Below are 20,211 nucleotides of genomic sequence, written 5' to 3' on the forward strand. Positions count from 1 at the left end.
ACGCGTAGACTAAAATGGAGACCTATATTTGCCTGTGAAAGCTGAGCACTCCATAGATATTTTTAAAAACCAATTTCCTTTTTATTTGGATGCAGTAGGCAACGAAATAAGACTTTATTTTCAAAAGACATATAAAGAAAAAGTTCACTTTGAAAACAAAGTTAAAACTTTACTCACGAATCATAAAGGCCACGAGAAAAACACAAACCCAGAGAACCAAAAAATCGAGTCCATTATTTCAGAATTAGAAACTCAGTTCCGAAACCCATTGGCAAAAGAACAAAAACAGGCAGTAATAGAATCCATTACTTCATCCTTACGAATTGTAGCCGGAGGCCCGGGAACCGGCAAAACAACCGTCGTTTCTTTCATCTTGAAGGTGTTAGATGCATTACAAAGACTGCCGACTGCCAATCGCATTGCCCTCGTAGCTCCCACCGGTCGTGCCGCACAAAGGCTTACCGAATCCATTCAAAAGAATTTAAGTTACTTCACAGATACAAAAGAACTAGTTTCCTCTTTACGTGGACAAACCATTCACAATTTATTAAAATATTTTCCTGATGCAAAGAAACCATACTATGGGGACAAAAGATACCTACCCTTTGATCTGATCATCATAGATGAGACATCTATGGTAGATATGGCACTCATGAATTTATTTTTGGATTCTATTAGCGAAAAAACCCATTTAATATTGTTAGGCGATCAAAATCAGTTGCCCTCCGTTGGCCAAGGAGAGGTTCTCGCAGATCTCCTCACTGAATTTAAAAAACAAGGCGAATTCATTTCAGAATTAAAAACAAATCATAGATCCTCTGCTTCATCTGAGTTTAGTAAATTTGCCGAACTTGTAAAAGATTCTTTTGACTCACCGAATATAAGTCCGCCCTTCCCCCATCCAAAGATTCTGGAAGCCGTAAAACACAACGAAGGAAGAGATGATTTTATTTGGCTTCAAAAGGAAAAATCCAAACCTACCGATACCACTCCCTTCAAAGATTGGAAGGGGGAAGATCTTATCCAATTTTTATGGAGAGAATTCTTTTTACCGACGGCTGCACTGTCCACTACACTCAACTGGGAAAAAGAAGACCTAACAAAGAACAATAACAAAGAAACATTGGAAGGAATGATTTCGGAATATCGATGTCTGACAATTTTACGGAATGGATATTATGGAATCGAAGCTTTACAAAATCGAATTCTTGAACTAGCAAAGAAACAACTCACATCTTTTAATGCCAATCCTCAAAACATAGAATACCGGCATCTGGCAAAATCATTTTACTTCGAAGGAATGCCCATCATTGTTAAAAGAAATGATCAAATAAGAAAACTATTCAACGGAGACATTGGCCTTGTTTTAAAAATTGATTCAGAACTGAGAGCCGTATTTTCAATCGAAAATCGTTTATATTCTTTTGCTTTGGATACTTTGCCCGAACACGAACCTGCTTTTTTTCTAACTATCCATAAAAGTCAAGGGTCTGAATATAAAACCATTTTGCTTTTTCTACCTCCCATCACCTCTTTCGAATCTCTTGATACAAAAGAAATTCCCATCCTCAATCGAAGAATCTTATACACTGCGGTAACACGAGCCAAAAAAAAAGTTATCCTAATGGGGAACTACGATACATGGAATTTAGGTCTGTCAACATTCCGGAAACGAAACACTGGCTTCCAATTAACCTCGATTCTTTAAAAGTTGTAATACCGCCTCTAGGTTCCCCAAGACCAAACTCCCACCGGAATCTAAAATCGAGAACTCTAACATTAAATTTATGCTATTTCCAAAATCTTCGTTCAACAAATACCCATCATTATCTATCGCATAACCAGATGCATGTGGCTTTGTTTGTATCTTTGATTTGACAATTTCGGGAAGAATTCGTTTGTCATTTAAATATCCAAAGACACGTTTGCCCTGACTGTAAGCATAGCCAATTTCAAAGGCAGTCCCATCATCAATGCAGGCCCCTCGAAATGGATTACAATTTGCAATGACAATATCACACTTACGAATGAGTAAAATATTCTCTTTGAATATTTGATTTGCCCTTTCCATGAATAATTGGTCTGTTACTTCACCATCAAAGGGACTCAAAGCACGGTATCCAAATGTTTCGCAAAGATTTTTAGCATTAGATAAAATTTCTGTAGCATTTGGTAAAAAAACTTCCGGGCCCGCAAGATAGATTGTTTGCATACTGAATTCATACTGGCACCGGGAAAAGATTTAAAGGATTTTTTAATTTACACGAGGTTCTACTGGGCTAAGTTTCACTTCACTGAAAGCGAATTTACCATCCAAACCAAAGTAGTAAAAACGCGGTCTTTGTGGATTGTATTGTAAATCCCATGCATCCAACACGTTATCCACACCCACAAACCATTGGAAATGACCAAAAAATCTTTGAGACAAACGCAAATTTAGATTTGTATGCGGATTCACCATTCGATACCCATAGGTTGGACTGGTTGTGCAATAAGACAAATTATTCTCAGAACAATAATCAGAGATCCCAGCAGGAAGAGTGCCTAGCGCATTCGTTAAGTTAGTTTGTGCCTGAGCACTAATGAGAGATTCTAAACCATCAAAATTTGGCGGAAGATCTGGGTTACACCAAAAAGGATTCTTAACACAATAATACGGCTGTTTTCCAAAAACCACAGCAAAAACAGACAAGGAAACCCCACTAGATTTTTCATCTAACCGAACACTAAAATTCCAACGATGTGGACCCCTCCCCTCTAGAGGAAGCCTTGTAAGTTCATCCCTTGTGTCAGTATAAGTATAACCAACACTAGTAGTTACAATATCAGTAAGCCTGACATTAACTGAAGATTCAATACCTTGAGTTGTTGCTTTCTGATAATTGGATGTTTGGTATACCATTAGGCCCGATGAGTCTCTAGCAGGATTAGTTCTGAATCCAATTAGGTTGTCTACGTTGTTGTGGAATAAATTTGTGCTATACCAAATTCTTTTTGTGATATCCCACTCCCAACCAAAATTATAACTCCTTGATAGTTCCGGTTTAAGATTTGAACTCCCTACAACTCGATACCCAACACCTGGATTCAAAAAGTTGAAATATAAATCTTGGAAACTGGGAGCTCTATACCCAAGCCCATTAGCTGCTCTAAAACGGAACTGATCTGTTACATCGTAACGAATCGCTAATTTTGGAAGCCATTCACCACCATATATGGAATCATGATCGTATCGAACTCCTGGTACAATTTGTATCCTAGGTTTATCGGAAACTCTCCACTCATCTTGAACGTAAAATGCATTTCGAAAGCGGCTTGCATTGCCGTTAATCGTTTGCCCTTTTGTCAATTCAGGATTAAAGTCCTCATAACAAACATTAGGGAACGTTCTTCGACAATCTGGAGCAATACGTGCTGAAGAAATTTTATCCTGCAAGTTTTCTGCACCAACAGAAGTTACATGGTTGGTTGAGAATTTGTAGTCAACTCTCGACCTAAACTCCGTAACTGCATTGTCTGTTCTCTGTTGAGAGTCTAGATCATCAGCTTTCCTTTGATCCGTTGTATATAAATCCTGAAATCTAGAATAATTTGCATTTAGATTTACATTCACTTTCTGAGTTGCAATCCAATCCACATTGAATGCTCCCATAAAGTCATGTGTTTTGTTTCTCCTATCATAAATAGTTCTTGGAGGTGAAGCATCTACCGCACTTTGGTCTAAGTGCCTATAATAAAACTGGCCAGTAAGTGCAAGATTATCTGTAGCATGATATACTGTTTTGTTGGAAAGATTCATATCGTTAAATGCACTTCCAGAAGTAGACTCTAATGGTGGCGAATAATTTGGGAGCCTAGTCGCATATAAATATGAATTTGCAAATGGGAGATTCGAAGGATAAGCGTTATAAGACGGTGCTAAAGATGCATACCTCCCATTTCTAGGGCCTGGCGTTGCATCTGGTGTAAGATCATATCCTTCACCTTTGTGCCAACCTACAGTAAATAGAGTTGATAACTTATCGCTTTTTGCCCCAACAGTTGCATAATTCCGGAACTCAGTATAAGGTCCGTAGTATTTTTCACTTCCTGATCCACCAAGGGTTCGAAACTCAGCATACAACGGATCTTGGGCTTCTTTGGTAATAATATTGATCACACCAGCAATGGCATCTGATCCGTAAATCGCCGAAGAGGCTCCTTTGACAATTTCGATACGTTCAATATCTTCTGCCTTAAACCGAGTTAAGTCAATAGAGCCACTGAACCGACCAGTAGTTCTTTGTCCATCCACGAGGATAAGAACATTCTGTGCGGAAAGTCCTTGCAAACGAACTGTTTGTCCTCGTTCTCCCGTTTGCGCAGGCCTCACTTCGATTCCAGGAACGTTCCCCAGTGTTTGCGAAAGATCTCTTGCGCCCATGGCATCAATATCTTTTCTTGTAATCACTTCCGTGGTGATCGTAGAGTCCTTTAAAAGATTCCTTCTTCTTGTTCCAGTAACAGTGATTATGTTTGACCTATCACCATTCACTTCATTGGGCTGCACACCAGAGTCCCCATGTTTTGTTTGTTTAACGGTCTCCTGCGCAGTAGAACCCTGAACAGAATCCTCTTCTTTTTTAGGAGTAGCCGTTTGGGCCAAAACGTCACCAAACACAAATATTGTGACAAAAAAAAGCCCAAACCAGAAAGTTAAAAATGGGATTCTCCCGGTAAATTTATAATTTAATAAATTCATCAATCAAACCGCAACATACCGACTACAACTTTCGCCATCGGAATCTTGGATACCCAGAAGTTCCAGCAGCATTATAATAATCTAACATTTGCAAAACGTATTTGGCTCCGTTTTCTCCAGTGATGATATAAACGGTGGCTTTTGCGGTAAGGATCGTATTTGAATAACTATACCAAGTACCATACCCTGCTGGCATTGGATCCAAATCCAAAGGGGCAGATATTACAGGATTAATACTTTCTGTTGAGCCAGAGATTGGCCCACCGCCACTTGAAGACAATTGCATATCCACCACTTTCGTACACTCTGAACCCGTATATGTTGCAGAAAAATCTGTTGAACCAGTATTACATGCTCCCCCATTCCCGGTCCCACTAGTTCCACTGTTTGTACCGATATTGTATCTTTTGAATCGTAAATCCCAAACATCCCCTGCACCAACAATTGCCGCATTTGCTTTTAGATTCACATACACCCAAGTTGTAGTGGAAGAGGCATTGATTGTTGTTCCTTCGGAAGCTGAAACTGCCTCTGTCACCAAAAGCAACATCGCAGCCGCAGAACCGTCGTCAGACGTCTTCTCTGGAATACAGTTCAAAATTGTAGAAAGAAATGAGCCGATGAGTATTACTTTTAAAGATTTCACTATTACTACCACCTTATGGAACAGCCAATTGAGTTGAGGTTACAACTTTTGAAAATGAAATGCCCGAATTTGCACTGAGCCCGATGAACGAAAATCCCGTGGCCAGTGCAGGATCTCCTCCCGTCCAAGTAACTTCGTTTAACAACGCATTACCGGTCGTAAGATTTGTTCTGGTTTTACAATTTGCGGTATTTTTCCCTGTCACCCAAACAGTCAGGCGAGGGGGTGAAGTGGCAGTAAGATCAAAACAAAGATCTATTTCTTGTTCAATAAAATTGATTAGAGAAGTTCCGGCTACAGTTGGCGCTGGAGGTGCCGTGCTATTTCCGTTGGATGTTAGGTTTTTAATATTCGATTCACTTGGGCCAAAATTTGCGTAGGCATAACCCGGAACAAATCCGCCCGTTCCGCTTCCCGAATAAAAATTCATTCCAAATTGACCGGCAGCTAATGAACTATTCCGATTAACTTCAGCAGAATAATTTTCAGGTAAACCAACATAAAGAGAAACCGCCGTATGCCCTCCTATAATTTTCAAACCTTCAATTCTATAATGACGAACCGCACCACTTGCCGGTCGGCAAAGTGAGAAGGTTCCTTTTTTTATAACTGGCATTGTTGTGTCGACTGTACCATCTGCATTCGTTTGACAAACAGTTGAGGGACCTGAATTAGCGCTAACAATTGCACCTAGGAGCAAAAGATTGGCTTCGTCTGACTTTTCTTTTTCTTGGCAAAAGGTAAAAAAAATCGCCGAGACTAAAAGAAGAACAAACCTACGTGAAATATTTCGAAACAAACGATTGTATTTTTTTTCCATAAGAATCACCCCCTGGTTTTGGTGTGGTATATTAAAAACAAAGAGTTGCAGCCCAAACTTTAGTTTAAGATTGCAACTCCTAATCAGGATCAGAAAATGGTTTCTCTATTTTATAGCAGTTTCTGTAGAAACAGTAATTTTACCAAAACTCACAGAACCAGAGTTAGTTCCTGCCGGACCTGCCGCCAAATAAAATGTGCGAGTATCCAGCGGAGAGAGGTTGTTTGCAAAATCACTGGGGAGTTTATTAAGAACTGCATTTTCCGCTGTTAAAGAAGATTTTACGTTACAATTAGCTCCATTCTTTCCATCTAACCAAAGTGTGATTCGCGACGCACCCGATGTAGTTTGTGTCACATCCAAACAAAAAGTTTTTTTCTCTCCACCGGCTTTGTTAACCTTACAGTTTGTTGCAGCTGCACCGAATGTATCACACTGAGCATCTGTTACAACCGCAATTGGCAAATCAGCAGCAGTTAAACCTGTGTTAACTCTTACGGCGGCGGAAGCTGCATAATTAGGTTCGTAACGAATGGCAGAAGCTGGAGATCCTGATGTAGAGCGCCCATCATACATCCAAAATTGAAACGCGTTAAAATTATTAACTAAAACATTTCCGGCAGTCGGACCATTTAAAGCATAATCTTTCGATTTGTATCCACCAGAGAAGATCACGCTGTGACTGAATGCATTAGAAAGATCATGAATCACAAAATGAACACCTGACCCGCCTGCTGGACTACAAATTTCCACCGGAGTTGACAAAACCAAAGTACTACCGGGAGTCTCACATGACTTTGCTCCCTCAACAAGAGAAAACAGACCTAATAATACCGAACTATTGTTATCTTTATTGTCTTCCTGTTCGCAGGAAATGAGTGTTAAGCTAAGGCAGGATGCCAGGGCTAGAGCTGAGAATTTGTAGAGCTTGTTCATAGACTCTCCTATATAATTGATTCTGATTCTCAAATTCGAGTAAAGGGAATTCCTGTCAACCCAATAATGAGAATTAGTCTCAATACAAAATCTAGACGACTCTGGATTCCCCCCTTCTCTACCCTCAAATTGTGATCGATCCAAGCTCTCTCTGCCCAAAAAAACCTTTGATTCCCAGTCATATACCCTGCGTTAATCGCAAAATCCATAGGACCACAAGCCGCATCTAATTCTGGTTATGTGCCATTTATGAGAGTCTTGATGAAACAAAAAAAATTCTGCCAATGGGTTACCTGTTTTTCACAGACGCTTCTGTTTTACGCAAGAAAACCCTTTTCCTACATTGAGACTCATTCTCCTTTAGAATTGACAAGCATTGGTTTGCTCTAATTCTTGCCACATGATTCGATTCAATACTTCAAAAGAAATGGGGATTTTCATTTTATCCCTTGCCCTACTCTTCTCTCCGGCTTCTGCGGAACCAAACCACCGCATCATTTCTGTCAATGGGACAGTGACTGAAATCATTTACACCTTGAAGTTGGAAAACCAATTAGTTGCAGTAGATTCAACCTCATACTATCCCAAACAGGCAACCTCCCTTCCAAATGTAGGTTATCAAAGAACATTGACAACCGAAGGAATTCTAAATTTTAAACCAACACAAATCATTGGATTAGAATCAGCAGGTCCACCCGCAACAATCCAAAACCTGAAAGATGCAGGCATTCCTCTAAAATTATTCCCTGATGAATTTAAATTAGAAACGCCAACCTATCGAGTGTTAGAGATCGGAAAACTTTTTGGAAAAGAAAAAGAAGCCGATATCTTAGCCAAAAACATAAAAGAACAAATTCAAAAACTAAAAATAAATAAAACCAATATCAAAGTTCTCTTCATTTATTCCAGGAATCCAAGTTCCGTATTTATTTCTGGAACTGGAACTGCAGCACACGCAATGATTGAACTTTCTGGTGCCAAAAATGCCGTAAATGAATTTTCCGAATACAAACCCCTAACAAGCGAAGCATTAGTAAAAGCGAATCCAGACATCATCCTTATGCCAGAAAAATCTGCATTAGGATTTGGTGGAGAAAAAGCAATTTGGGAAATTAATGGAATGGAGTTCACTCGAGCCGGAAAGGAAAAGAACTTAATCCTATTAGATGACCTTCTTCTTTTAGGTTTTGGCCCAAGACTTCCACTCGCTCTAAAAACTTTAAATGATAAATGGAAACTCATTGAATGAAGAAGAAGGCCATTTTCATACTTTCTTGTATTATCTTTACCATACTTTCCGCAGTCACCTCATCTTTACTTGGTGCAATGAGTATACGTTGGGAAGATTTACTTCAAAGTGATAGTATGGAATCTCGGGTATTCTTTGAATTGAGAATACCGAGGATCCTTCTCGGTCTTATGGTCGGTGGTTCGTTAGCTTGGTCTGGTGCGTTAGCGCAAGGTTTATTTCGAAATCCCATTGTCGATCCAGGCCTTATCGGTATCACCGCTGGATGTTCTTTATTTGCCTCAATAGCTATTGTTCTTGGCACATCCATTCCGTTCTTACATTCGATCTGGAGTATTGTCCTATTCTCTTTTTTAGGCGGGATCTCTTCCTCTTTTATCATCTTCTTTTTTGCAAAATCAAAAGGAAGGACAGATATCTTTTCATTGTTACTATCTGGTATTGCCGTAAATGCTATATGTTTTTCTGCCATTGGAATTCTGAGTTATATAGCAAACGAAGCGCAACTCAGAAACCTTTCTCTTTGGAATATGGGAAGTTTAGGTGGAGCCTCTTGGGCTAACTTAAAATCATTTTCCATATTCTTCATTCTCCCTCTATTGATTAGCCCATTCATAGCAAAACAGCTGAATGTATTTATACTAGGAGAACGAGAGGCAAGTCATCTCGGAGTCTCCACAGAATTTTTAAAAACAATAATCATACTTTTGATCGGAGTGAGCGTTGGCGCCTGCGTTTCGCTTGTAGGTAATATTGGATTTGTTGGGCTTGCCGTTCCGCATATTGTTCGCTTGGCGATTGGCCAAGATTACAAGTATCTACTCATCACTTCCTACCTCTTAGGGGGAGGTCTACTGTGTTTTGCGGATGGAATTTGCAGAATCATTATTGCACCTTCCGAAATACCCGTCGGGATAGCTACAGCCCTACTCGGCTCCCCCTTCTTTCTCAGTCTGATTCGCAAAAGGATGAACCATATATGACCATCGAAGCAATTGATTTGGACTACTTCATCGGAAGCAAAGCGATACTTTCCAAAATAAACTTAGAAATCCATCCGGGAAAACTTCACGTTTTAATAGGAAGAAATGGAGCAGGAAAATCATCCCTCTTCCACATGTTATGTGGTGATATAATACCACAGCAGGGAAATATATATTTGAATGGAGTTGAGTTAAGGACTTATTCCAAAAGTCAATTGGCAAAAATAAGAGCAGTCCTCACACAAGAAACAACCATCACCTTTCCCATAAACTCCGAAGAAGTGATAGGACTTGGTCGCCATCCACATGTAACCGATGTCGTTAAAGACAAAAGTATTGTTCAGACTTGTTTGAAGATCACAGATTCAATTGAACAAAAAGAACAAAACTATTCTACTCTTTCTGGTGGAGAGAGGCAAAAAATTAACTTCGGCAGAATATTGGCGCAAGCCTGGGAAACACCGCCAAGATATATCTTTCTGGACGAACCTGTATCCGCTTTGGATATTCCCAACCAATACAAAACTCTCAATATATGCAAACACATGGCAGGCCAGGGTTACGCGGTTTTTATGATTTTGCACGACTTAAATCTCGCAGCTTTATATGCGGATACAATCACCTTGCTTCACAAAGGAAAAATTATCAAATCAGGAAACCCAAATGAAGTATTAACTTTGGAAAATCTTGAAACTGCATTTGGAATAAAAGCCCGAATTTTAAATGCACCTGAAGGAAATTTTATCATTCCAGAAATCATAGGAGAATCAATATGAATGAAAACTTAAAACAACAATGGGAAAATCTAATAAAAGAAATGCCCAAACTCAGAATCCGCGACGCTGCCAAACATCTAAATGTTAGCGAAGCGGAACTTCTTTCCACAAAAATTGGTCCAACGGTCAAACTACTAAATCCGGATTGGGCAAGTTTTTTGTTAAATACAACAAACCTTGGCTATGTGATGGCCCTTACAAGAAACGAATCTTGTGTACACGAAAGGAAGGGAGTCTACAAAAACCTATCTGTCAACGGGCAAACTGCACTTGCCGTAGGCGAAGATATAGACCTTCGGATTTTTCTTCAAGATTGGAAGTATGGCTTTTATGTAGAGGAACCAAAAGAAAACGGAATCATGCGTAGTTTTCAGTTTTTTGATTCCAAAGGTGAGGCTGTTCATAAAATTTATCAAACAGAAAAGTCCGCCATTGATGGTTGGGAGATTGCAAAAACGCAATTTGTTGATGAAACACTAACATTCATAAAACCATCATCGGAAACAAAACCAAAGACTGAAACAAACGACACAAATGAAATTCCGAAATTTTTAGATGCTTGGAGTAAACTCGAGGACACTCATGACTTTTTTTCATTGCTTAGAAAATTCAATTACTCTCGCGAATTTTCTTTGGTAGCAGCAAATGGAAGGTTTTCCTTTAAAATTTCAAAGGAAAATTTACTGAACCTAATGGAACAAGTTAGCAAACTCGAAATGGATATTATGATTTTTGTTGGCAATCCAGGCATGATTCAAATCCACACAGGAAAAATTCAGAGACTCGAGCCAATGGGTCCTTGGTTTAATGTTCTCGACCCAGAGTTCAATTTGCATCTAAGAACGGATCAAATTGAATCAGTTTGGATTGTCGACAAACCGACAAAAGACGGTCTCGTCACCTCAGTGGAAGTATTTGACAACGCAGGGAATTTGATTTTGCAAATGTTTGGAAAACGAAAACCAGGTATCCCACAATCCGATCTTTGGTACCAACTGACACGTGATTACGTAGAAAAACCCGAGAAACTAAACCCTTCTCTTGTATAAATTGTCGGGAAAATCAAGTTTCATTTGAAACCCTTGAGTACCATCAATACTCAAGGTCCCACCCATCTGTTTTTCAGCGATGATCTTCGCTAAACTTAAACCCAATTTCTTCTGCTGTTTCAAATCAAACTTAGTTGGCAATCCAATACCATTGTCGCTATATTCAAAATGACAAATATTCCCTTTTATTGAAAAACGAACCGACACATTACCAACTGTAAAACCAGGAAAAGCATACTTAAAACTATTCGAAAGTATCTCTGTAAAAATAAGACCAAGTGGGACAGCTGTATCCAAAAGTAGCGAACCATCTCCTACTTGAAAGTTTACCTCAATCTCGGTACCTACCGGCGGATACGCCTGGCGAATCATATCCGCGAGCGAACGCAAATAATCTGAAACCTTAATCTCACTTAAATCTTTATTTGCATATAGATGATCATGAACCAATGACATCGTTTGAATTTTGATAGAAGTATCTTCAACAATTGACTGTATATTTTTATCATCCGCGAAATCAGATGCCTGAATCATCAAAATGGAACGAACTAGTTGTAGCGAATTTTTTGTTCGATGAAAAATCTCTGCAACCAAATTCTCTTTTTCGCGCAAAGATTTCTTAATCATTTCAGCATAGGTTTTGTTTTCTTCAATCTCCTTGGAAAGAAGTCGATTGGTTTGTATTAATTTTTCATAAGGATCATTAATGGCAGCAATGAACACTGCTTTATAAATTAAATAGAAGGCACCAATTTTATATATATGTCCTATTACATTATACACATCAAATACACTGGTATACACTGCAAAAACTAATTCACTAAATATACAAACAATGAACGCTGACAAATAGTATTGAAGCTGCCTCTTTGAAGTATAAAAATTTGCCCTTCTATAGAGAAAAAGAGACAGAAAGAGCAATGCTATAATCGCATATTCGGCATTCTTCTTAAAGGGTGTTAACCCTTTCCCTTGTTCGTATGTTTTTGGTATCCAGTCATTATAAAAAATCACGAGCAAAAAGACGATACCGACCAAAAGAAATGAAAAAAAGAGCAATAAATTTGCTTTGATCCACTTATATTGTTCATCGGGTTTAATGTAGATCGCGACAAACAACACTAAGGCGGTAATCATACGGGAAAAAATCCAAAACTGAGACGATTTATTGCCAGAGTTTGGAGTAATAAAATCGGGCATTCCCGTATATCCCAATGCATGCATAAAATCGATCATCCCAACCGCAAGGAAACCGATTCCTAAAAACAAAGTATGTGCATTCCGGCTCTGAGTATAAGAATAGTATCCCAAACCAAAAATGGAAAAAGATACGATGACACTAAAGATTTCAGTGACATTATGAAAAACTAAAAAAAATCCAATCTCATATTCACGATAAAAATAACCAGGAAATGTACCAACCAGTACGAGTGGGAGTAAACTAAAAAGAATAACTCCAAAATAAAAACGATTTATTCTTAATATTTTATAAAGGAAATTGAGGCTCACCATTCGTTAGCAGGCAATTGGACAAAGTTTAGCCATTTAAGCAAGAATTTATTTAATAGGTGCGAAGAAAGTAAAGTAGTTATTGAAGTTTAGGTTCGAGTTATATCAAGAGAAATTAGGGTAATATCATCTTTGGAAATCTGCCTCATCCTTGACAATCGGTCTAAAAAATTCTTATGAAACGAGATTTGAGGAAGGTTCGCAATCGGAGATATCTCGGGAAACAGAATAGAATTCAGGTCTTCATCTGGTTTTAAATTTTCATACAAACCGTCCGTAAATATAAGTAATCGATCGCCTTCTTGCAATGTGATCACTCGCTGTTCATATTCAAAATTGGACCGAACCCCGAGCAAAAGTCCAGGGCATTCGAATGATTCTATTTCTCTGTTACGAATCAAGATAAATGGAGGGCTTCCTGCGGAACTGAAATGTAACTTCATTTGTTCAAAATCAACATAGAAGTAAGCAGCCGTTACAAAACGTGCATGAAGACTTGTGCAGAGAAAACGATTCATCGCTGCGATCAGCTCTTTCGGTGATTGTTTAAACTCTTTTGCATTTCGGAATGCAATTTTTACTGTCGAAGAATCTAGTGCTGCACTCACTCCATGGCCAGTTACATCAGCAATGACCAAACCAAATCCACCTGAAAATTCAAAAAAATCATAAAAATCGCCCCCTATATCATATAGTGGCTGGTAAGATACTTCCATAGATATTTTTTGATTGATGGGTAACTTATCGGGCAAAATCCTCATTTGGATTTTTCGTGCTGTTTCCAAATCTTTTTTAATCGTCATCAGTTCGTTCTTTGCGATCAAATTTTCTTCCAACAAAAAACGCAGCCGCCTACCCAAAGCCAAAGAAAACAAAATCACTTCAAAGGCAGTACCTATCTGTACACCATATCGACCAAAGGTAGAAAAAGGGATGAGAGATGCCTTTGTTAATGAATCAACAATTACCCCGACAAACAATGTGAACCATGCGAGTAAAAAAAACAAAGACGATCTTATTCCTTTTATATAGGAGTAAGCACCAGCTGACATAAGCACTAGGAACATATATGGGAATGTATAAATAAAAGAAACTTCCATCCAATTATAAGGTAGAATCAGAGAGAAAATTGCCATAAATCCGAAACCAACAACACTAAACGATATCAAACGATCCAAACGTGGGTTTATTTTCTTTAAATCCAAAAAGGATAACGAAAATAGTCCAACAAAGATCAGAGACGCATTCACGGTAATATAAAGATAAGGTTTGACGGACATTGCAACATTTGGAAGTAACAATTGTTTTAAAAAACCACCGAGCAAAGAATAGTTAATTCCGAGAGTAGCCAAATACAAACAATAGTAAACGTATGCCTTTTCCCGAACACTAACGTAAATCAATAGGTTATATAACAAAAGAGCAAAGATGATCCCAAAATATATACCGTTAGCTACATAGTCCCTTTCGATCCGATCAAAAAAAGAATTTATCTTCCAAATTCGGAAGGGAGCATTCAATATACCTGAGTTTTTTATTTGAGCATAAATAGTTCTGGTTTCTAAAGGATTTAATGTTAGTTTATAAGTTGGATTTCTATGTTGCACTTCTCTTTCAGAAAAAGCTCCAGAACCATCAAATGTTTTTCTAATGACAATTCCGTTAGATTGCCAACCTAACAAAACTGTATCGACCCAAGGAGATTCCAATTCGAGAATATAATCATTTGTTTCATAATTGGGATTGACCAAGTCAAATTTCACCCAAACAGAAGGTTTCCAATAACCAAAATGGTATTTCATTTCATGAGCTTTCGACCAAACCACGGCACCGGAAAGGATTTGTTCTAAGGTTTTAGTTTCAAAGGTGTATTGAATGAGGGGGCGTTCTGGCAACTTGTTGCCACAAGACACAAAAACCAGAAAGAATAGAAATAAATTAATTCTGCTAAATGGGATCATCGGCAAGTAACGGGTCTAATACCACTGTTGGAAAGTATAATCTCCCCTGGAATTCAAATTCAAAATTGAGTAGAAAACGTATTGCCAAAAACCCTAAACAATAGATACTCTTGGCAAATCAAGGAGATAGGTTCATGTCAGCAAAATTCGAAATCTACAAAGACAAAGCAGGGGAATTCCGCTTCCGCCTCAAAGCAGCTAATGGAGAAATCATCGCATCAAGCGAAGGGTATTCTTCCAAACAAGCTTGTGAAAGCGGGATTACTTCAGTTAAGAATAATGCCGGAACAGCGGAAATCGTTGATCAAACGTAAGAGCAACAATAGTCTGTTACAGTTTGAATTTTTAATTTAAACTTGGATCCAGCAGGGACTTCAAATACTGACTGACCGTCGATTTGGAGCCATGTTTCGGATCCAGGCAAAAGAACGGAAAGTTTTCCTGACTGGATTTCCATGATCTCTTTTTGATCGGCTCCGAATTCATACTCTCCGGGCATCATAATTCCCAAAGTTTTCTTTTCTCCATTCGGAAAGAGGACCGTACGGCTGGTAACGTTCCCATTGAAGTAGATATTGGCTGATTTTAGTACTGTTACGGATTCAAATGAACTCATACAGACCAAAAACTAGATCGGTTCCAGGCTTCCAAGTGAATTCCCATCCCCCATCTCTTTGATTTGGCATTAAAAAGTGTTTGCGAAATTCGAAAGTACCAGAACGGTGAAGTCAGTGCCCATAAAGTCCCTACAGAAATCAGAGAACAAAAAACAGCAAGCTAGGGAGAAATCCATTGAAAGGATTCTCACCTCCGCCATTGTTTTATTCGCAAAACATGGGTTCTCACAAACTACCATGGAAATGATTGCAAACCATGCAAAAATTTCTAAGGGACTTGCTTATAATTATTTTAAGAGCAAAAACCAGATTTTTGAACAAATCATAGACAATCACCTAGCAAAACAAGAGAAGTTTTACAGCAACATCCCACCCAATCTTTCCGCTAAAGAATATGTTAGGGAATTTTTTATTCGTTCGATACAATTCGCAAAAGAAGAAAGAAAAACCATGGTTTTGATTTCTGTATGTCTTTTCCAACCCGGTTCCGTCTCACTTTCAAAAAAGATGTTAGAAAATGTGGAAAAACGTTTTGCCCCTTTCAAAGAAGCAATGAAAGAAAGATTCCGATCTTACGGAATCAAAGACCCTGACAAAGAGATGATTCTCATCAAAACCTTTCTTCATGGTGTGATCATGAGCCAACATTTTAATGATACAACAACCTGTACCCCGACGATCATTGAAATGGTCTTAGAAAGATACGATTACAAAAACTAAATCCTCTTCTACTCCCCTCCCCCACCTGGAATTTTTAAAATCAGAAGATTAGTTGTGGCAGTTGCCAAAAGTTTATCTTTTTCGGTTCGCATCTCGCCTATCATGTGTATAGTGGAGAAGCCTTTTGCTTCCACTGATGCTTTAACAATCACTCGTTGGCCTACAGCCACTCCACGAATGTATTGAATATTCATATCGATGGTAGTGGTTGGACGTTTTGCCACTAGGTAACTGAGAGGACCGAAGGCATTGTCAAACGCCGCTGCAATCACTCCACCTTGCATCATCCCCATTGGATTTGTTTGGTCTTCTGAAACAGGAAAGGCAACAGTGATACTTTTCCCTTTGGTGTAAGATAAAATCTCAGCCTTCATTGCGACGAAAATCTGCGGTGGAACGGTAATCTTTCTTCCTCCGTGATTGAAATTGATTGTCATCTCTTCTAATATTTTCTGAGTCTCTTCGGTTGTAAGTGTTTGCATAAAACAACCTCCCTATGTCATTACAAAATAAAGTATCTACTTTTTAAAGTTTTACAGCTTCAAATTTTTCCAAAAATTCAGTTTTTTCTCTGACAAATTTCATGGGATTTTCTTTTCCATATTCACAATAATACACCATAAGTTGGCCATCATTTGCATTGGTACAGTTTTTGGCTTCATCTAACTTAAGATACAAATTGCCAGTTTTTCTATGTCGATAAACTATCATATCCATCCTCATCGAAAATTGAATTTTAAAATTAATATGCGCATTTGATGGCTGACCTTAATGATTCACTGTAATATTGTGTTTCCTTCCAATTTTCCCAAATCAAACTTAAAGCTCCTTGTAAAGACTCTGGCGAAGAAAGATTGGATATCTGACAATAGGTGGACTTCGATAAAGTTTTTTCACTCCAATTTTTAAACTCTTCCCATGGACTTTTCTTTTGTACTCTTTTTTGTACTTCTAATGTAATAGTAAAAGGAGACTGAATTTTTTCCAAACCTGCATTGGATTTTTGGGCAGGACGGACCTGGAGGTTTTCTGCGTTTTTCTTTAAGTCTTGCGTTGGATTTTTTTCCAAGGGTACTTTTTCGGAGATGATTTCTTTGGTCATCGGATTTGAAAAAAGTGGACGTAGGAATCTCCTTCTGCCATCGAATCCGGTTTGTTCCAAAAGACCGAGTTTTTTCAAAGAGGTGATAAGCCGGGAGATTGTGTCCATCTTAAGGCTAAGGACTTCACCGAAATAACGATTGGATGCAAAACATCCGCCTTTGTCATGTAAGGATACAATTTCTGCATACAATTTAGTTTGGCTATGAGAGAGATTCAATTTCTCGATCCAAACGGGAATCCAAATTCCTGTTCGATTTGTTTTCATTTTAGGTTCCTTCTTCCAAACGAACACATCTCCGGCTACGAGCGTTTGGTTGTTTTTTGCCAATACACCAAAAGGTGCATCTCCCCTACTCTACTTTGGAAGATTTGTTTTTTTGTTTAGAACAAACCTTCCAAAGTAGAGAAAAGAAAATTTGGAAGTTCTTTCGAACGTCCTTTCGGAACTTTTTTAGGAATTCCGGTTTGAACAATTACGGCATTGTGATAGAGCCGTGTCCGGTTGTGTGACCCGAACGTTCCCTATATGTACAAAATCAAAAATTTCGTCAAGAAAAAAATGAGACATAATCCAGGGGAGGTCTCATTGGGATGGGTCAGATGTTCGATTTGAGATTTGGGGGAAAAGAGGGAAAATGGCCCCGGGTCGCTACCACACTTCCCAGGGCTTTTATTGTTCAACCCGGTTAAGGATTAAGAACAATTTAGCCTGCTTTCGAATGGAGTACAAGTTTTTTTCTTATCTTTTATTAAAAAAAGTAGGGCTCACAAACCTAACTTAAATTTGAAAGATTGCTGCTTGTTATTTTTTGAACTTACGAATTGCCTCTTCAATGATTGATTTTTCATTTTGAAGTTGAGATATCTTTTCTTTAACTTTGAGAAGTTTGTTTTTTAGATCTTTTAGTTCTAGGTTGCTAAGTTTTGGTTTTGTTTGTTTGAGTTTGTTTGGCTTTAATGGGCGTACAAAATCCCTTAGGTCGTTTCGGGAAGGGAAGTCCCCCTTTTTTTCCAGGCCTTTGATGAGATAGTCGATGGCCTTTTTTCTATTAGGTACATCAAGTGGTGCAATTTCGGTGAATAAACTTGTAGGAATTTGGAAGATGGGATGGTTTTTGTCGGTAGCTGTATTGATATTTGTTTCTTTTAGAATCTCTGCATGAGCAATTTTCGTTTTAACCCATTGCCCAGATTTGTTGATCCGTTTCGCCAGTTGTTCGTTGGTTTCTTTGTGTCTGTTTTTTAGTTCCTGGAGAGAGAGGGCCAGGTCAGATTCAGAGAGGTCTTCGCGCTGAAGGTTTTCAACCAATTTGATTTCAGGTAATTTGGAGACATCAATTTGTTCTACGTTTTTTACGATCGCAAGAATGGTTTTTCTTTTGAGAAGTTTGTGCGCCCGAAACCGTCTCTCTCCATTGATGAGTTCGTACTTTCCTGCTTTTTTCCTTACGACAATTGGTTGTAAAAGCCCGTATTGGGAGATGGATTCTGCAAGTTCTCTGATGGTGGATTCGTTAAATGTTTTTCTTGGATTATTTTCTGTTAGGATTTGGTCAACGGGGATGTCTGTAGCATTGTGATTAGAAGTCCCCTCTTCTTTTAAAAATGGGTTTAGGGAAGAGGTTCTGGCTGTGGCTCTAGAAAGGATATCTGCTGGGTTGTAGTTTGCTTTGTTCTTCATTTTTTTGATCAGGTACGCCGGCGTACTTTATTTTAGTTTCTCCGCTAAAGTTTCGAAAGCCTTCCAGGGAGCACTTCCTTCTTGTAGAGGTTTTCCGGTTTCTGTACGGTCCCGAATGCTGTCGTTTTTAGGGATCGGTTCTAGGATTTTTAAGGTTTTGATGGTATTTAGTTTTTCGAGAAGATCCATTTGTTTTTGCGAGGTTCCCCACTGAGAGGGGAGGATCATAACTGATTTTTTTTTGGATTGTTCGTCGAATCTTTCTGCTTCATCTACTTTTTTGAGAACTTGGGCAACGGTTCTGACTGCCCATTTGGATGGTGTCACCGGAACGAGAATTACTGAAGCAGGAAGATAGGAGGCAATATTTTCAGAGGATCCGGACCCGGGAGTGTCTATGACTACGTAGTCGTATTTGGCTTTTAATAAAATATTTTTTAGGCGGGGAATCATCGAAAAATCTTTTGACGCAAGATAACTTAAGTCAGAAAGTTCGATGATTGATGGTAACACATCAATATTGTTTGATGGTTTTACTGATTCTGTGAGTGTGGTTTCCGCGTTTAAAACGGAGAGAGTATTCCCTGAGTCAAAAAATTCGACGGGTTCTTCTGGGAAAAAAAAGTCGGAAAGATCCGCTTGTGGGTCCATGTCTATGGCCAAAGTGGATCCTTTTTTTGAAAGAGCTAAGGCTAAGTGGATGGCGGTAGTGGATTTGGAAGTTCCACCTTTGATGTTGGCAACTGTAATGATCTTCATTGCAAAATGAGTTTGTGATTGGTGCATCTTGGTGCAATTAAAAATCAAAATAAAGAATATTTTTTAAAAAAGTACGCCGGCGTACCTTGAAATTAGAAAGGTCTTTGAGTCAGGAATAGTTAGTTCGGAATTGCAGTCTTTGCGTAGAAAAAAAATTCCGCGCAAAGGATCGAAGCGGAAATCCTTTCTCGAAGGGAAAGATTGTAGCGGAGAGCCTGGTCGTTTCGGTTTCAATTTGGAAATAGGAATGGATTCGATGCGCCCCAAGTTTTCCGTAGTTTTTTATTTTGGTCTTTGAGAAAAAATTCTTGTACTTTATTTGTAGATTGTTAGATTGTACGTAACCCCTTTAACCGGGTGATGTAAACTCTCTGAATTGTGTGGAAGCAGTTCAGAGAGACTTCTCTCCTCTTTTTCTCGGCAGTTTTTCCTTCTAAGGTTCCCCTACTCCCTATCAGAAATTTTCTTTATGCAGTTTTGGCTAGGATTCAGTCTTTTTGAGTCCTAGAATTATGTCACATTAAACTTGACAGAAAATCGAATCTAGTGCTAATAGAGATTGGATAGGGGAGGTGTCTCCATATCCAAAAGCGGTCTTCCACAATTTATTCCGCTTATATACATCACCTGGAATTCCAATGAATTCCAAATAGGACGTTC

The 20,211-nt window shown here is 38.6% G+C and carries 20 protein-coding genes; 7 read left to right on the forward strand and 13 right to left on the reverse strand.

What is annotated here, in order from left to right:
• Window positions 1–28 precede the first annotated feature (28 nt).
• Complete coding sequence (gene recD, locus LEP1GSC195_RS19060) at window positions 29–1,708, forward strand: exodeoxyribonuclease V subunit alpha (RefSeq protein WP_015683178.1); 1,680 nt, start codon at window positions 29–31, stop codon at window positions 1,706–1,708.
• Here recD and LEP1GSC195_RS19065 read toward each other — a convergent pair.
• The 5 genes from LEP1GSC195_RS19065 to LEP1GSC195_RS19085 form a co-directional block, all read right to left on the reverse strand.
• Window positions 1,691–2,212, reverse strand: a complete 522-nt coding sequence (locus LEP1GSC195_RS19065) for a nucleoside 2-deoxyribosyltransferase (protein WP_015683153.1) — start codon at window positions 2,210–2,212, stop codon at window positions 1,691–1,693. The genes recD and LEP1GSC195_RS19065 overlap by 18 nt on opposite strands.
• A gap of 42 nt (window positions 2,213–2,254) precedes the next feature.
• Entirely contained in the window at window positions 2,255–4,741 is a 2,487-nt protein-coding gene (locus LEP1GSC195_RS19070) for a TonB-dependent receptor plug domain-containing protein (protein ID WP_015683157.1), read from the reverse strand.
• A gap of 22 nt (window positions 4,742–4,763) precedes the next feature.
• Window positions 4,764–5,387, reverse strand: a complete 624-nt coding sequence (locus tag LEP1GSC195_RS19075; RefSeq protein ID WP_015683131.1) for an HmuY family protein — start codon at window positions 5,385–5,387, stop codon at window positions 4,764–4,766.
• Between the two features lie 13 nt (window positions 5,388–5,400).
• A complete protein-coding gene (locus LEP1GSC195_RS19080; RefSeq protein ID WP_015683173.1) occupies window positions 5,401–6,207 on the reverse strand; it encodes a hypothetical protein in 807 nt (268 codons plus the stop codon).
• Between the two features lie 105 nt (window positions 6,208–6,312).
• Window positions 6,313–7,143: a hypothetical protein gene (locus LEP1GSC195_RS19085; RefSeq protein WP_015683159.1), complete on the reverse strand. Its 831-nt coding sequence runs from the start codon at window positions 7,141–7,143 to the stop codon at window positions 6,313–6,315.
• 400 nt (window positions 7,144–7,543) lie between these two features.
• On the opposite strand from LEP1GSC195_RS19085, the gene LEP1GSC195_RS19095 reads away from it, so the two are divergent.
• Genes LEP1GSC195_RS19095 through LEP1GSC195_RS19110 form a run of 4 tightly spaced genes read left to right on the forward strand, consistent with a single transcriptional unit; the run spans window position 7,544 to window position 11,200 of the window.
• The gene (locus LEP1GSC195_RS19095) at window positions 7,544–8,392 is read left to right on the forward strand and encodes a heme/hemin ABC transporter substrate-binding protein (protein WP_015683176.1); all 849 of its coding nucleotides are present in this window, start codon (window positions 7,544–7,546) and stop codon (window positions 8,390–8,392) included.
• Window positions 8,389–9,375, forward strand: a complete 987-nt coding sequence (locus LEP1GSC195_RS19100) for a FecCD family ABC transporter permease (protein ID WP_015683152.1) — start codon at window positions 8,389–8,391, stop codon at window positions 9,373–9,375. Before LEP1GSC195_RS19095 ends, LEP1GSC195_RS19100 begins: the two co-directional genes overlap by 4 nt.
• Window positions 9,372–10,151, forward strand: a complete 780-nt coding sequence (locus tag LEP1GSC195_RS19105) for a heme ABC transporter ATP-binding protein (protein WP_015683169.1) — start codon at window positions 9,372–9,374, stop codon at window positions 10,149–10,151. The genes LEP1GSC195_RS19100 and LEP1GSC195_RS19105 overlap by 4 nt, the downstream gene beginning before the upstream one ends.
• Window positions 10,148–11,200, forward strand: a complete 1,053-nt coding sequence (locus tag LEP1GSC195_RS19110; RefSeq protein WP_015683164.1) for a hemin-degrading factor — start codon at window positions 10,148–10,150, stop codon at window positions 11,198–11,200. Before LEP1GSC195_RS19105 ends, LEP1GSC195_RS19110 begins: the two co-directional genes overlap by 4 nt.
• Here LEP1GSC195_RS19110 and LEP1GSC195_RS19115 read toward each other — a convergent pair.
• Window positions 11,180–12,712, reverse strand: coding sequence for an MASE3 domain-containing protein (locus tag LEP1GSC195_RS19115; protein ID WP_015683160.1), 1,533 nt, complete (start codon window positions 12,710–12,712; stop codon window positions 11,180–11,182). The two genes, LEP1GSC195_RS19110 and LEP1GSC195_RS19115, sit on opposite strands and share 21 nt — an antisense overlap.
• Before the next feature lie 86 nt (window positions 12,713–12,798).
• Window positions 12,799–14,670, reverse strand: a complete 1,872-nt coding sequence (locus LEP1GSC195_RS19120) for a 7TM diverse intracellular signaling domain-containing protein (protein ID WP_040507279.1) — start codon at window positions 14,668–14,670, stop codon at window positions 12,799–12,801.
• Window positions 14,671–14,804: 134 nt separating this feature from the next.
• Here LEP1GSC195_RS19120 and LEP1GSC195_RS19125 point away from each other — a divergent pair, with 134 nt between their 5' ends.
• On the forward strand, window positions 14,805–14,984 hold the full coding sequence (locus LEP1GSC195_RS19125; protein WP_015683155.1) for a YegP family protein: 180 nt from the start codon (window positions 14,805–14,807) through the stop codon (window positions 14,982–14,984).
• Here the strand turns inward: LEP1GSC195_RS19125 and ppnP are convergent.
• A complete protein-coding gene (gene ppnP / locus LEP1GSC195_RS19130; RefSeq protein ID WP_015683175.1) occupies window positions 14,975–15,286 on the reverse strand; it encodes a pyrimidine/purine nucleoside phosphorylase in 312 nt (103 codons plus the stop codon). The genes LEP1GSC195_RS19125 and ppnP overlap by 10 nt on opposite strands.
• Before the next feature lie 115 nt (window positions 15,287–15,401).
• Between ppnP and LEP1GSC195_RS19135 the strand changes: the two genes are divergently transcribed.
• Complete coding sequence (locus tag LEP1GSC195_RS19135) at window positions 15,402–16,007, forward strand: TetR/AcrR family transcriptional regulator (protein WP_015683143.1); 606 nt, start codon at window positions 15,402–15,404, stop codon at window positions 16,005–16,007.
• Between the two features lie 8 nt (window positions 16,008–16,015).
• On the opposite strand, the gene LEP1GSC195_RS19140 is transcribed toward LEP1GSC195_RS19135, so the two are convergent.
• The 5 genes from LEP1GSC195_RS19140 to LEP1GSC195_RS19160 form a co-directional block, all read right to left on the reverse strand.
• Window positions 16,016–16,489, reverse strand: coding sequence for a PaaI family thioesterase (locus tag LEP1GSC195_RS19140; protein ID WP_015683136.1), 474 nt, complete (start codon window positions 16,487–16,489; stop codon window positions 16,016–16,018).
• 43 nt (window positions 16,490–16,532) lie between these two features.
• Window positions 16,533–16,718 (reverse strand): DUF1653 domain-containing protein, encoded by a 186-nt coding sequence (locus LEP1GSC195_RS19145; RefSeq protein WP_040507280.1) that lies wholly within the window; start codon window positions 16,716–16,718, stop codon window positions 16,533–16,535.
• A 31-nt stretch (window positions 16,719–16,749) separates the two neighbouring features.
• The gene (locus LEP1GSC195_RS19150; protein WP_040507287.1) at window positions 16,750–17,376 is read right to left on the reverse strand and encodes a helix-turn-helix domain-containing protein; all 627 of its coding nucleotides are present in this window, start codon (window positions 17,374–17,376) and stop codon (window positions 16,750–16,752) included.
• 537 nt (window positions 17,377–17,913) lie between these two features.
• Window positions 17,914–18,792, reverse strand: a complete 879-nt coding sequence (locus tag LEP1GSC195_RS19155; protein ID WP_015683151.1) for a ParB/RepB/Spo0J family partition protein — start codon at window positions 18,790–18,792, stop codon at window positions 17,914–17,916.
• Between the two features lie 27 nt (window positions 18,793–18,819).
• Window positions 18,820–19,551, reverse strand: a complete 732-nt coding sequence (locus LEP1GSC195_RS19160; RefSeq protein ID WP_040507288.1) for a ParA family protein — start codon at window positions 19,549–19,551, stop codon at window positions 18,820–18,822.
• Between the last annotated feature and the right edge of the window lie 660 nt (window positions 19,552–20,211).

Origin of the sequence: Leptospira wolbachii serovar Codice str. CDC (assembly GCF_000332515.2) — a bacterium.
GTDB classification, from domain to species: domain Bacteria; phylum Spirochaetota; class Leptospiria; order Leptospirales; family Leptospiraceae; genus Leptospira_A; species Leptospira_A wolbachii.

Excerpts from the sequence above, each read along its gene's own strand:
- LEP1GSC195_RS19065 (WP_015683153.1), bottom strand. The coding sequence starts at position 2,212 with ATGCAAACAATCTATCTTGCGGGCCCGGAAGTTTTTTTACCAAATGCT.
- LEP1GSC195_RS19070 (WP_015683157.1), bottom strand. The coding sequence starts at position 4,741 with ATGAATTTATTAAATTATAAATTTACCGGGAGAATCCCATTTTTAACT.
- LEP1GSC195_RS19080 (WP_015683173.1), bottom strand. The coding sequence starts at position 6,207 with ATGGAAAAAAAATACAATCGTTTGTTTCGAAATATTTCACGTAGGTTT.
- LEP1GSC195_RS19085 (WP_015683159.1), bottom strand. The coding sequence starts at position 7,143 with ATGAACAAGCTCTACAAATTCTCAGCTCTAGCCCTGGCATCCTGCCTT.
- LEP1GSC195_RS19095 (WP_015683176.1), top strand. The coding sequence starts at position 7,544 with ATGATTCGATTCAATACTTCAAAAGAAATGGGGATTTTCATTTTATCC.
- LEP1GSC195_RS19100 (WP_015683152.1), top strand. The coding sequence starts at position 8,389 with ATGAAGAAGAAGGCCATTTTCATACTTTCTTGTATTATCTTTACCATA.
- LEP1GSC195_RS19105 (WP_015683169.1), top strand. The coding sequence starts at position 9,372 with ATGACCATCGAAGCAATTGATTTGGACTACTTCATCGGAAGCAAAGCG.
- LEP1GSC195_RS19110 (WP_015683164.1), top strand. The coding sequence starts at position 10,148 with ATGAATGAAAACTTAAAACAACAATGGGAAAATCTAATAAAAGAAATG.
- LEP1GSC195_RS19115 (WP_015683160.1), bottom strand. The coding sequence starts at position 12,712 with ATGGTGAGCCTCAATTTCCTTTATAAAATATTAAGAATAAATCGTTTT.
- LEP1GSC195_RS19120 (WP_040507279.1), bottom strand. The coding sequence starts at position 14,670 with ATGATCCCATTTAGCAGAATTAATTTATTTCTATTCTTTCTGGTTTTT.
- LEP1GSC195_RS19125 (WP_015683155.1), top strand. The coding sequence starts at position 14,805 with ATGTCAGCAAAATTCGAAATCTACAAAGACAAAGCAGGGGAATTCCGC.
- ppnP (WP_015683175.1), bottom strand. The coding sequence starts at position 15,286 with ATGAGTTCATTTGAATCCGTAACAGTACTAAAATCAGCCAATATCTAC.
- LEP1GSC195_RS19140 (WP_015683136.1), bottom strand. The coding sequence starts at position 16,489 with ATGCAAACACTTACAACCGAAGAGACTCAGAAAATATTAGAAGAGATG.
- LEP1GSC195_RS19145 (WP_040507280.1), bottom strand. The coding sequence starts at position 16,718 with ATGATAGTTTATCGACATAGAAAAACTGGCAATTTGTATCTTAAGTTA.
- LEP1GSC195_RS19150 (WP_040507287.1), bottom strand. The coding sequence starts at position 17,376 with ATGAAAACAAATCGAACAGGAATTTGGATTCCCGTTTGGATCGAGAAA.
- LEP1GSC195_RS19155 (WP_015683151.1), bottom strand. The coding sequence starts at position 18,792 with ATGAAGAACAAAGCAAACTACAACCCAGCAGATATCCTTTCTAGAGCC.
- LEP1GSC195_RS19160 (WP_040507288.1), bottom strand. The coding sequence starts at position 19,551 with ATGAAGATCATTACAGTTGCCAACATCAAAGGTGGAACTTCCAAATCC.